This window comes from Pseudomonas sp. RL_105y_Pfl2_101, assembly GCF_963970585.1.
GTDB lineage: Bacteria > Pseudomonadota > Gammaproteobacteria > Pseudomonadales > Pseudomonadaceae > Aquipseudomonas.
In genome coordinates this window covers 150,843-162,415 of the sequence record NZ_CAXAPG010000002.1, presented here as the reverse complement: position 1 = coordinate 162,415, position 11,573 = coordinate 150,843, and the positions used below count along the sequence as shown (strand labels likewise).

Below are 11,573 nucleotides of genomic sequence, written 5' to 3'. Positions count from 1 at the left end.
CTTTCCTGATAGGTTGAATCGGCCACCGGGAGACGATCTTTAATCAAGGATGGGCAAAATGATGGCAATTGTTACAGGGAATTGACCGTTATCAAGAAATGCGCCGCTCGCCATGGGCGGGTATCAGCCTTGCGAATGATTGGAGACAGCCCGCGCGCCGCTGTCTAGATTGCAGATTCCGCTAATGCTCCATAACAATAAAAGAGACGGACCCATGCAGAACTCGACCCAAGCGGCGAATGCCTGGCGCATTCTGTTCCTGTTGTTTCTGGCCAACCTGTTCAACTTCTTCGACCGCACCATCCCGGCGATCATCATCGAGCCGATCCGCATGGAGTGGAGCCTCAGCGACTTCCAGATCGGCATCATCGGCACAGCTTTCACCATCGTCTACGCCATTGCCGGGTTGCCCTTGGGACGCATGGCCGATACCGGTTCGCGCAGCAAGTTGATGGGCTGGGGCCTGGCGACCTGGAGCGCGCTGACGGCGGTCAATGGCCTGGTGGGCAGTTTCTGGGCGTTCCTGGTGGTGCGCATGGGCGTCGGGATCGGCGAGGCCAGCTACGCGCCGGCTGCCAACTCATTGATTGGCGATCTGTTCCCGGCCCATCGCCGGGCGCGGGCCATGGGCATCTTCATGCTGGGCCTGCCGATTGGGTTGTTGTTGGCGTTCTTCACCATCGGGGCGATGGTCAAGGCCTTCGATAGCTGGCGCGCGCCGTTCTTTATTGCCGCGGTGCCTGGCTTGGTGCTGGCATTGTTCATGTTCTTCATCAAGGAACCCAAGCGCGGTGCGGCGGAAACCGTGCTGGTGTCCCAGGAAAAGATCGACCGGCCGATCCGTCGGGTATTGGCGATTCCCACTTTCTTGTGGCTGGTGCTGGCCGGGTTGTGCTTCAACTTTGCCACCTATGCCTGCAACTCCTTCCTGGTGCCGATGCTGCAACGCTATTTCCTGATGCCGTTGCACGAGGCGGCGGTGGCCACCGGGATCATGGTGGGCGTGACCGGGTTGTTCGGCTTGACCCTCGGCGGCTGGATCGCCGACAAGATTCACCAGCGCGTGCCCAGTGGTCGCTTGCTGTTTGCCGCGTTCAGCCTGGTGATCTCGACGCTCACCACCGCCTGGGCATTGCATGCCGGGCGGATTGAAATCGGCGTGTTCGTCGCGGTGTTCAGTGTCGGCTGGTTGTTCGCCTATACCTTTTATACCTGCGTGTACACGGCGATCCAGGACGTGGTCGAGCCGCGCCTGCGGGCCACAGCGATGGCGCTGTTCTTCGCCGGCCTGTACCTGCTCGGTGGCGGCCTGGGGCCGGTGGTGGTGGGTGGTTTGTCCGACTACTTCGCCCGCACGGCCATGGCGGCGGCCGGGGTCGAGCAGATGACCGAAGCGTTCAAGGCCATTGGTCTGCATGACGCCATGTACCTGATTCCGATAGCACTGTTCCTGACCATGGTGTTCCTGTTCCTGGCGTCACGCTGCTTCGTGCGCGATGCCAAGCGGATGAAGGACGGAATGAGCGCGGTGGTGGTGCCCGAAGGTGCCGTGGCAACGGCCTGAATAGGTTGAGTGAAGAGGCTGCTTGCTCCCGCCGGGCTCTGTAGGCGCTGGCGAAGCCTGCGATCTTTTGATCTTGATCTTTCGCTTAAGACTCAACAGTCTGGGGCAAGATCGCAGCCTCGCTTCGCTCAACAGTTCCTACAGGCGCCCGTGTCTATCCAGCTTTCTCATCCCGCCCACGCAGCAAGCGATTGGGCATCACCAGCGCCGCCGCCAGCCCCAGCAGCGACACGGCCGCGCTGATCGCCAGCAAGTGCCGGAACGTCGCCTGCAATTCCTCGCGCAAGGCATCCTGCGCCTCACCCGGGGCGGCGTTCAGACCGTCCAGCAAGACGCTGCCGGAATGTCCTTCACCGATCAGCGACGAGTTGGCGAGCTGGGCGAAGCTTGAATCCTGCAGCAAGGCCAGCAGCAACGCTGACATCAGTGCCACGCCCACCGCGCCGCCGAGGGCGCGGAACAGGTTGGTGGTGCTGGTGGCGACGCCGATGTCCTGTTGGTGTACGGCGTTCTGCGAGCCCACCAGCGACGTGGGGAACTGCATGCCGGAGGCGATGCCGCTGAGCAGCATGAACAAGCTGCTGAGCCAGAACGCGGCAGGCGGGGTGAAGGCCATGCCGAGGATGGCGAACGGAAAGAGCAGGGCGCCGCTCAGGATCATCGGTTTGTAGCGCCCTGTGACCGAAGTCCGGCGTCCGGCGAAATACGCGCCGATCGGTAGCCCTATCGCCAGCGGCAACAAGTGCAACGCCGCACTGTCGGCGCCGGCGCCGGTCACGCTCTGGAAGCGCAACGGCACCAGCACCGTCAGGGAAATCGCCTGGAAGCTGGTGAAGAACACCGTGCACCAACACAGCACCGCATCGCGGTTGGCGAACAGGTGCATCGGCAACAACGGTTCCCGCGCCCGGCGCTCGTGCCAGGCGAACACCCCCAGCGCTGCTCCTGCGCACCCCAGCAACCCCAGCACTTCACGGCTGTGCCAGGCATGGCCCTGGCCGACCTGGGTGATCCCCAGCAGCAGCGCCGTCAGGCCGATGATCAGCAACACGGTGCCCAGGTAGTCGATGATCGGCGTGCGTTGCGGCACCGGCAGCCCAACCAGGCTGCGCCGGGCCACCCACCAGGCCGCAAGCCCCAGCGGCAGGTTGATCCAGAACACCCAGCGCCACGACAGGTACTCGGTCATGTAGCCGCCGAGCACCGGCCCGGCCACACTGGCCACCGCGTACATGCTGCTGAAATAGCCCTGGTAGCGGCCACGTTCGCGGGGCGGGATGATGTCGCCGATGATCGCCTGACTCACCGAAATCATCCCGCCGGCACCGATGCCCTGGACAATCCGCGCCAGCACCAGTTGTTCCATGTTTTGTGCCAGCCCGCAGAACAGCGAGGCCAGGGTGAACAGGCCCATGCCGAACAGCATCAGCGGCCGGCGACCGTAGAGGTCACCGAGCTTGCCGTAGATCGGCACCGCCACGGTCATGGCGACCATGTAGCCGGAAATCACCCAGGCCAGCAGGCTGACGTCGGCAAACTGTGCGGAGATGGCCGGCATCGAGACGGCGACGATGGTCTGGTCCAGCGCACCCAGGAAAATCGCCAGCATCAGGGCCACCAGTACGCTGCGGATGGCCGGTTTTTGGGCGTGGAGCGTATTGAACTGAGTCAAGGCAGAACCTGCGGGCATCGCGCCGGAGAGGCAAAATGGGAGCCCGCAGTTTAAGTCGATAGGCGACTATTCGATAGCCTCGTAAGGAAGTCCGACGTAATTTTCCGCGATGGTTTTGCGACCGGCCTCGGAGTCGACGAAATATTCCAGCTCAGCTTCGCTGATGCGCTGGTTGAAGGCATCGTCGTCGAAGCGGTGCAGCATCGAGGTCATCCACCAGGAGAACCGTTCGGCTTTCCAGACGCGTCGCAGGCAGATGGCTGAATACTTCTCCAGCAGATCCTCACGGCCGTCGCGATAGACCTTGAGCAGAATGTTGAACAGCGTGCTGACATCGCTGGCCGCCAGGTTCAGCCCCTTGGCGCCGGTGGGTGGGACGATGTGGGCCGCATCGCCCACCAGGAACATTCGCCCGTATTGCATCGGCTCAACCACGAAGCTGCGCAGCGGGGCGATGCTTTTTTCGATGGAGGGGCCGGTCACCAGGGCGTCGGCGAGGTCGGCGGGCAGGCGGTTTTTCAGTTCCTCCCAGAAACGCTCGTCCGGCCAGTCGGCCACTTGTTCCTCGGCGGGCACTTGCAGGTAATAACGGGTGCGGGTCTTGGAGCGCATGCTGCATAAGGCAAAACCGCGTGCGTGACGCGCGTAGACCAGTTCTTCGTGGACCGGAGGGGTGTCGGCCAGCACGCCGAGCCAGCCAAACGGGTAGACGCGTTCGAAGACCTTGAGTTTATCCGCTGGAATGGACTGTCGCGCCACGCCGTGGAAACCGTCGCAACCGGCAATGTAGTCGCAGTCCAGGCGCCAGGTTTCCCCCAGGTGCTCAAACGTCACGAAGGGGTGTTCGGTTTGCGTGTCGTGGGGTTGGGTATTGCTGGCCAGGTACAGGGTCCGGGCGCCGGTGGTTTCGCGGGCAGCCATCAAGTCACGGGTCACTTCGGTCTGGCCGTAGACCATGACATTTTTACCACCGGTCAGGCCCTTGAGGTCGATGTGCACCCGCCGATCGTTGAGCACCAGTTCAAAGCCGTCATGGGGCAGGCCTTCGGCGTCCATGCGTTGGCCAACACCGGCCTGGCGCAGCAGTTCGACCATGCCTTGCTCCAGCACACCGGCGCGGATGCGGCTCAGTACGTATTCCGGGGTCTGGCGTTCGAGGATGACAGTGTCGATCCCGGCGTTGTGCAGCAACTGGCCGAGCAGCAGGCCAGAGGGGCCGGCACCGATAATAGCGACTTGGGTCTTGAGGGTTTTCATTGTTCTTATGACTCGCACGAAGCACGCGACCAGGGTCGGTGTTGATTATTAGAAATCGAGTGCCTACATTTTTCGCTTGCGGACCTGTCAATTGAAGGGGAAAACTGAGCCGATACCTGTTCTTTTTGCCAATTGGTGCGATTATCGCCCGCAACCCCAGGCCCAGATCCACGTTATGAAAAAACCTGACCTGCCTTCGATCCCGGTGTTCAAGCTCTACGGCGAGAGCCAGGAATGGCCGACGCCGGACCTGTTGCACTGCGAGACCATCTCCAAGCGCAGCCGCGAGCATCAATGGGAAATCAAACCCCATCGGCATGCCGATCTGTGCCAGTTGTTGTTTGTTTTCAAGGGCCAGGCGGAACTGGAGATTGAGGGCCGCCGCACGCTACTCACCGAGCCGGCCGTGCAGATCCTGCCGCCGCTGTCGGTCCATGGCTTTCGTTTTTCCGAGGATGTGGAAGGTTACGTGGTGACCCTGGCGGCGCCGCTGGTCACGCATCTGCAAGCGCAACTGGGGCATTCGGTCAACGTCCTGGCTCAGGCCGAAAGTTACCCCACCCTTGAGAATGCCGAGTACCTCAATAGCCTGTTCAGCGCCTTGCAGAATGAGTACGGGGGGCATCAACCGGCCCGGGAAATGCTGATGCATGCACTGGTCAGCGTGATCATGGTCTGGGTCAGCCGCCAGGTGATGCAGCGACACTCCCAGGCCCAGCGCCCGCAACGGGCCCGGGAATACCTCAACGGGTTCATTCAGTTGGTGGAAGAAACCTATCGCGAGCACGTCAAGGTCGAGGACCTGGCCCACCGCCTGGGCATTTCCGTGTCGCACCTCAACGGCACCTGTCGGGAGCTGGCGGGGCAACCGGCGTTGCAGATCATGCATGAGCGCCAGTTGCTGGAGGCCAAGCGCTTGCTGACCTACACCGGCATGACCATCTACGAAATTTCAGAACTACTCGGGTTTTCCGACCCGACCAACTTCACCCGGCTGTTCCGCCGGCGCGTGGGCATCTCGCCCAAGGCGTTCCGGGACCGGCTCAAGACCGATCAACAGGACGACTGACCACGCCTCAGCGCAGGGCGTTCAGGGTTGCGCTGTGGGGGACGCACCGCTCGAAGTTGCAACTGGCGTATTCACGGGGCAATTGCCTGGCCTGCTCAACCCGGTAAGCCGCCGTGCCATACAGCGCAAGCGTGGCGGCGCAGGTGACGAAAATGGCGAGGCGTCTTCTTGTTTTGATGTTCATGGCGGTGACCTCTGAACGAATACCCGGGGGTACTACTTTCAGAATAGGTCAGCTATGGTGAGTTGCCAGCCAGGCAGTGAGTGTGTTTAACCCGATATTCAGAACACTGATAACCCCCTGTGGGTGGGAGCAAGGCTTTGCTCCCACAGGTCTGCTCCCTCAAACAGGGGATAGGGGCTTTCGGGCGCTTATTCCAGGTGTTCTGGCTTCATCGGGTCGCCTGGCTTGACGTCCAGTTGCTTACGCACGTCTTCGAACATTTCGTCGTAGTACTTGTGCATCGAGCCAATGCTGGCGGTCTTGGGCAAGCCGTGTTTCTGGGCGATGCGCGTGGCATGGCGGGCGAAGTCGAAAGCTTGGTCCTTGGCCAGGAAGAACATCTCGTCCAGGGGCTTGTCCTCGACGGTGCCGTGGATCCGGAACGACATGCCCGCGCCTTCCTTACCGTCCTGGTCGACCTTGTAGTCGATGCACAGGTTGTAGCTGAAATCATCCTTGTTCAGCGCATGGCGTTCCATGTGCAGGTGCCCGGGTTCGAACATGGCCATAAGCAACTCTCCTTTGTAGGCATGGGGAGTAGGGCAGACCCTGGATCCGCCCCGCAAGTTTCCTGTTATCGATAAGCGATGCCCGGTGTCGCCGTGCTGATGCGGGTGCCGGCTTTGCCCTGGACAATCGCGTTGATGTCCGAGAGTGAACCGATCACCGCGACCTTGCCAGTATTGCGCGCGAACTCGCAGGCCGCCTGTACCTTCGGCCCCATGGAGCCGGCGGCGAAGCCGAGCTTTTCCATTTCGTCGGGGTGGGCCTGGGCGATGGCTTTCTGGGTCGGCTTGCCGAAGTCGATGAAGGCGGCGTTGACGTCGGTAGCGATCACCAGCAGATCACTTTCCAACTGTTCGGCCAGCAGCGCCGAGCACAGGTCCTTGTCGATCACCGCTTCCACGCCTTGCAGCTTGCCGTGGGCGTCATACATCGTCGGGATGCCGCCACCGCCGGCACAGATCACGATGCTACCTTTTTCCAGCAGCCATTTGATCGGGCGGATTTCAAAGATGCGCTTGGGCCTGGGGCTTGCGACCACGCGGCGGAACTTGTCGCCGTCGGGGGCGATGGCCCAGCCTCTTTCGTCGGCCAGTTTCTGCGCCTCTTCCTGGCTGTAGACAGGGCCGATGGGCTTGGTGGGTTTTTGAAAGGCGGGGTCGTTGGCGTCTACTTCAACCTGGGTCAGGAGCGTGGCGAAGGGGACGTCGACGTCCAGCAGATTGCCCAGTTCCTGCTCGATGATGTAGCCAATCATGCCTTCGGTTTCGGCGCCGAGCACGTCCAGCGGATACGGCGTGACCGAGGTGTAGGCCGCCGCCTGCAACGACAGCAGGCCGACCTGCGGGCCGTTGCCGTGGGCGATGATCAGTTGGTTGCCTGAGTGGATTTTCGCGATCTGTTCGGTCGCGGTGCGGATGTTGATGCGTTGATTGTCTGCGGTCATGGGTTCACCCCGACGCAGGAGGGCGTTACCGCCCAGGGCAACGACGATACGCATGGTGCTGTCCTTCTGACAGAGAAATAACGGACGACTCGGTCTCCTTGTGGGAGCGAGCCTGCTCGCGATGGCGGAGTGTCAGCTTGCATTGATGTTGGCTGGTCTATCGCTATCGCGAGCAGGCTCGCTTCCACAGGGGAATGTGTCGGTTGCTCAGATATCCGCCAGCGCCGACACCAGGATCGCCTTGATGGTGTGCATGCGGTTCTCCGCTTGCTCGAAGGCGATGTTGGCCGGCGATTCGAAGACCTCTTCGGTCACTTCCACGCCATTGGCCAGGTTCGGATAACGGGCGGCGATGTCCTTGCCGACCTTGGTTTCGCTGTTATGGAACGCCGGCAGGCAGTGCATGAACTTCACCCGTGGGTTGCCCGAGGCGTTCATCATTTGCGCATTGACCTGGTAGGGCAGCAATTGCTCGATGCGCTCATCCCAGGCTTCCACTGGCTCGCCCATGGACACCCAGATGTCGGTGTGGATGAAGTCCACGCCCTTGACGGCTTCTTTCGGGTCTTCGGTGATGGTGATGCGCGCGCCACTTTCGACGGCGAAGGCCTGGCACTGGTCGATGAAATCCTGATGCGGCCACAAGGCTTTCGGCGCGCCGATGCGCACGTCCATGCCCAGTTTGGCGCCGATCATCAGCAGCGAATTGCCCATGTTGTAGCGGGCATCGCCCAGGTAGGCGTAGCTGATGTCATGCAGCGGCTTGTCGCTGTGTTCGCGCATGGTCAGGGTGTCGGCGATCATTTGGGTGGGGTGGAATTCAGCGGTCAGGCCGTTGAACACCGGCACCCCGGCGAACTTGGCCAGTTCCTCGACGATCTCTTGCTCGAAGCCTCGGTATTCGATCGCGTCGAACATCCGCCCCAGGACTCGGGCGGTGTCTTTCATGCTTTCCTTGTGACCGATCTGCGACGACACCGGGTCGATGTAGGTGACGTGGGCGCCCTGATCATGGGCCGCGACTTCGAAGGCGCAACGGGTGCGGGTCGAGGTTTTTTCGAAGATCAGCGCGATGTTCTTGCCCTTGAGGTGCTGCTGTTCGGTGCCGGTGTACTTGGCACGCTTGAGGTCGCGGGACAGGTCCAGCAAAAAGTGCAGCTCGCGGTTGGTGTGGTGCATCAGACTCAGCAGGCTGCGGTTGCGCATGTTGAACGCCATGATGTGGATCTCCTCAGGTGTAGGTTATCCCCGGGGCCGGTCTCTGCCGTGGGATGGAGAGCAGTGCCGGCCCAGGCTCAAAGGTTAGTAATCGATCGGGTCGCGGATGATCGGGCAGGTCATGCAGTGACCACCGCCCCGGCCTCGGCCCAGTTCACTGGCGCTGATGGTGATGACTTCCACACCGGCCTTGCGCAGCAGGGTGTTGGTGTAGGTATTGCGGTCGTAGCCGATCACCACGCCCGGTTCCAGGGCCACCACGTTGTTGCCGTCGTCCCATTGCTCGCGCTCGGCGGCGAAGCTGTTGCCGCCGGTTTCCACCACCCGCAGTGTTGGCAACTTGAGGGCCGCGGCCACAGTGTCGAGGAAGCTGCTGTCCTCGCGACGCACATCGATGCCGCCGGGCTTGCTTTCGTCGGGGCGCAGGGAGAAGGCGACGATCTGGCTCACCACTTCCGGGAAAACCGTGACCAGGTCGCGGTCGCAGAAGCTGAACACGGTGTCCAGGTGCATGGCGGCGCGGGATTTCGGCAAGCCGGCGACGATCACGCGTTCCACAGCTTTGTTCTTGAACAGGTTCAGTGCCAGTTGGCCGATGGCCTGGCGGGACGAGCGCTCGCCCATGCCGATCAGCACCACGCCGTTGCCAATGGGCATCACGTCGCCGCCTTCGAGGGTGGCGTTGCCGTGATCCTGGTCCGGGTCGCCGTACCAGACCTGGAAGTCAGCCTGGGTGAACTCGGGGTGGAATTTGTAGATGGCGTTGGCCAGCAGGGTTTCCTGGCGGCGCGCCGGCCAATACATCGGGTTCAGCGTCACGCCGCCGTAGATCCAGCACGTGGTGTCGCGGGTGAACTGGGTGTTGGGCAGCGGCGGCAGGATGAAACTGGAGTGTCCGAGGAAGTCGCGGAACATCTGGATGGTCTTGCCACCGAAGCTGTCCGGCAGGTCATCGGCCGAGACGCCGCCGATCAGGAATTCGGCGATATGGCGCGGCTCCAGGCTGCGCAGCCACGAACCGACTTCATTCACCAGGCCCAGGCCCACTGAGTTGGCAGTGATCTTGCGCTGCAGGATCCAGTCCAAGGCTTCGGGGATGGCGACGATGTCGGTCAGCAGGTTGTGCATTTCCAGCACGTCGATGTCGCGCTCGCGCATCTTGGTGACGAAATCGAAATGGTCGCGCTTGGCCTGGTTGACCCAGATCACATCGTCGAACAGCAGCTCGTCGCAGTTGTTCGGGGTCAGCCGCTGGTGGGCCAGGCCTGGGGAACACACCATGACTTTACGTAATTTTCCGGCTTCGGAATGCACGCCGTACTTCATTTTTTCCGTGGTCATTACAAATCCTCCAGTTAGAACAATCGGCCAGTTACAGGGTCAGGAAGCCGTCGTAGAGCCCGTAGGCCGCCACCAGGGCGCCTGCGATCACTGCGGCGAAAATCAGCTTCTCGACAGAGGTGAAAATCGGTTTGCCCAGCTCGCGCTTGGCCTTGGCGAACAGGATCGCGCCGGGCGCATAGAGCAGGGCGGAGAGCAGCAGGTACTTGATCCCGCCGGCATACAGCAGCCACACCGCATAGATCAGGGCGATGGCACCGATGGCCAGGTCTTTGCGACGCTCGGCCAGGGCGTTCTCATAGGTCTCGCCGCGCACCGCCAACAGCACTGCGTAGGCCGCCGACCACAGGTACGGCACCAGGATCATCGAGGTGGCGAGGTAGATCAGCGACAGGTAGGTGCTGGCCGAGAACAGAGTAATGACCAAAAACAGCTGGACCATCGCGTTGGTCAGCCACAAGGCGTTGGCCGGTACGTGGTTGGCGTTCTCCCGGCGCAGGAACTCGGGCATGGTGTGGTCTTTGGCGGCGGCGAACATGATTTCGGCACACAGCAGCACCCAGGACAACAGGGCGCCGAGCAGCGAAATCACCAGGCCGACGCTGATCAGCACCGCGCCCCAGTGCCCCACGACATGCTCCAGCACGGCGGCCATGGACGGGTTCTGCAACTTCGCCAGTTCAGGCTGGGTCATGATGCCCAGGGACAGCACGTTCACCAGCACCAGGAACAGCAGCACGGTGATGAAGCCGATGACGGTGGCCTTGCCCACGTCGGTGCGTTTCTCGGCGCGGGCGGAAAAAATACTCGCCCCCTCAATGCCGATGAACACCCACACGGTGACCAGCATCATGCGCCGCACTTGGTCCATCACACTGCCCAGGTCCGGATTTTTCAGGCCCCAGATGTCGGCGGTGAAGATATCGAGTTTGAAGGCGAACACCGCGATCAATACGAACAGCACCAGCGGCACGATCTTGGCGACGGTGGTCACCAGGTTGATGAATGCCGCTTCCCTGATGCCGCGCAGCACCAGCCAATGCACCGCCCACAACAACACCGAGGCGCCAATCACCGCTGCTACGGTGTTGCCTTCACCAAAAATCGGGAAGAAGTAGCCCAAGGTGCTGAACAGCAGCACAAAGTAACCGACGTTACCCAGCCAGGCGCTGATCCAGTAGCCCCAGGCGGATGAGAAGCCCATGTAGTCGCCGAAGCCGGCCTTGGCGTAGGCATACACACCGCCGTCCAGATTGGGTTTGCGGTTGGCCAGGGTCTGGAACACGAAGGCCAGGGTCAGCATGCCGACGGCGGTAATCGCCCAGCCGATCAGTACCGCGCCGACATCGGCGCTGGCCGCCATGTTTTGTGGCAAGGAAAAGATTCCCCCGCCGATCATTGAGCCGACCACCAGTGCAACCAGCGCACCCAATCGAAGTTTTCCGGGGGTATCAGACATTTGCGAGACTCCAGTGCAGGAGAAGGAGAGTCAACAGACTAGGTTGATTTGAAAGTTGAATAGCTGATCTGGATCAGTGCATGGCAACATTCCATTGTTAATGAAGGAGTTAACAGCGACCGTTGGCGTCTTGAAGTTGCTCGAAAGGCCCGTTTCAGGGCCTTTGGTAATGGATATTTGAAGGTTTTCCTTGGCGCAGGACTATTCACGCTAGTTGATTCCCATTGAGTCGCCACTATTTTGTAGACTGCGTTCATGACAACAATATTTGGGTGTCATGGTGTTTTTAATTGGGCGCGCCGACAATGCTCGAGTCATAA

The 11,573-nt window shown here is 61.2% G+C and carries 10 protein-coding genes; 2 read left to right on the top strand and 8 right to left on the bottom strand.

The genetic code is table 11. The features are described from left to right. The first annotated feature begins 214 nt into the window (after window positions 1–214). Window positions 215–1,564, top strand: coding sequence for a spinster family MFS transporter (locus tag AACY31_RS03405; protein WP_339476019.1), 1,350 nt, complete (start codon window positions 215–217; stop codon window positions 1,562–1,564). A gap of 154 nt (window positions 1,565–1,718) precedes the next feature. Here AACY31_RS03405 and AACY31_RS03400 read toward each other — a convergent pair whose 3' ends face one another. Next, the gene (locus AACY31_RS03400) at window positions 1,719–3,254 is read right to left on the bottom strand and encodes an MDR family MFS transporter (RefSeq protein ID WP_339476017.1); all 1,536 of its coding nucleotides are present in this window, start codon (window positions 3,252–3,254) and stop codon (window positions 1,719–1,721) included. A gap of 48 nt (window positions 3,255–3,302) precedes the next feature. Beyond that, a complete protein-coding gene (gene pobA / locus AACY31_RS03395) occupies window positions 3,303–4,493 on the bottom strand; it encodes a 4-hydroxybenzoate 3-monooxygenase (protein ID WP_339503844.1) in 1,191 nt (396 codons plus the stop codon). Between the two features lie 175 nt (window positions 4,494–4,668). Between pobA and AACY31_RS03390 the strand changes: the two genes are divergently transcribed. Continuing rightward, window positions 4,669–5,562, top strand: coding sequence for a helix-turn-helix domain-containing protein (locus tag AACY31_RS03390; RefSeq protein WP_339476013.1), 894 nt, complete (start codon window positions 4,669–4,671; stop codon window positions 5,560–5,562). A gap of 7 nt (window positions 5,563–5,569) precedes the next feature. On the opposite strand, the gene AACY31_RS03385 is transcribed toward AACY31_RS03390, so the two are convergent. The 6 genes from AACY31_RS03385 to arcD all read right to left on the bottom strand — a co-directional run bounded on the left by AACY31_RS03385 (window position 5,570) and on the right by arcD (window position 11,253). Then, the gene (locus tag AACY31_RS03385; RefSeq protein ID WP_339476012.1) at window positions 5,570–5,746 is read right to left on the bottom strand and encodes a hypothetical protein; all 177 of its coding nucleotides are present in this window, start codon (window positions 5,744–5,746) and stop codon (window positions 5,570–5,572) included. Window positions 5,747–5,934: 188 nt separating this feature from the next. Further along, window positions 5,935–6,294: a DUF5064 family protein gene (locus AACY31_RS03380; protein WP_339476010.1), complete on the bottom strand. Its 360-nt coding sequence runs from the start codon at window positions 6,292–6,294 to the stop codon at window positions 5,935–5,937. A 65-nt stretch (window positions 6,295–6,359) separates the two neighbouring features. Then, a complete protein-coding gene (arcC, locus tag AACY31_RS03375; protein ID WP_339476008.1) occupies window positions 6,360–7,289 on the bottom strand; it encodes a carbamate kinase in 930 nt (309 codons plus the stop codon). Window positions 7,290–7,442: 153 nt separating this feature from the next. Further along, entirely contained in the window at window positions 7,443–8,453 is a 1,011-nt protein-coding gene (locus AACY31_RS03370; RefSeq protein WP_339476006.1) for an ornithine carbamoyltransferase, read from the bottom strand. An 84-nt stretch (window positions 8,454–8,537) separates the two neighbouring features. After that, entirely contained in the window at window positions 8,538–9,794 is a 1,257-nt protein-coding gene (gene arcA, locus AACY31_RS03365; RefSeq protein ID WP_339476004.1) for an arginine deiminase, read from the bottom strand. Window positions 9,795–9,825: 31 nt separating this feature from the next. Next, window positions 9,826–11,253 (bottom strand): arginine-ornithine antiporter, encoded by a 1,428-nt coding sequence (gene arcD / locus AACY31_RS03360; protein ID WP_339476001.1) that lies wholly within the window; start codon window positions 11,251–11,253, stop codon window positions 9,826–9,828. Between the last annotated feature and the right edge of the window lie 320 nt (window positions 11,254–11,573).

Bases quoted from the DNA above. Each gene is read 5' to 3' on its own strand.
- AACY31_RS03385 (WP_339476012.1), bottom strand. From the start codon at position 5,746: ATGAACATCAAAACAAGAAGACGCCTCGCCATTTTCGTCACCTGCGCC.
- AACY31_RS03405 (WP_339476019.1), top strand. From the start codon at position 215: ATGCAGAACTCGACCCAAGCGGCGAATGCCTGGCGCATTCTGTTCCTG.
- pobA (WP_339503844.1), bottom strand. From the start codon at position 4,493: ATGAAAACCCTCAAGACCCAAGTCGCTATTATCGGTGCCGGCCCCTCT.
- AACY31_RS03390 (WP_339476013.1), top strand. From the start codon at position 4,669: ATGAAAAAACCTGACCTGCCTTCGATCCCGGTGTTCAAGCTCTACGGC.
- AACY31_RS03380 (WP_339476010.1), bottom strand. From the start codon at position 6,294: ATGGCCATGTTCGAACCCGGGCACCTGCACATGGAACGCCATGCGCTG.
- AACY31_RS03370 (WP_339476006.1), bottom strand. From the start codon at position 8,453: ATGGCGTTCAACATGCGCAACCGCAGCCTGCTGAGTCTGATGCACCAC.
- arcD (WP_339476001.1), bottom strand. From the start codon at position 11,253: ATGTCTGATACCCCCGGAAAACTTCGATTGGGTGCGCTGGTTGCACTG.
- arcC (WP_339476008.1), bottom strand. From the start codon at position 7,289: ATGCGTATCGTCGTTGCCCTGGGCGGTAACGCCCTCCTGCGTCGGGGT.
- AACY31_RS03400 (WP_339476017.1), bottom strand. From the start codon at position 3,254: ATGCCCGCAGGTTCTGCCTTGACTCAGTTCAATACGCTCCACGCCCAA.
- arcA (WP_339476004.1), bottom strand. From the start codon at position 9,794: ATGACCACGGAAAAAATGAAGTACGGCGTGCATTCCGAAGCCGGAAAA.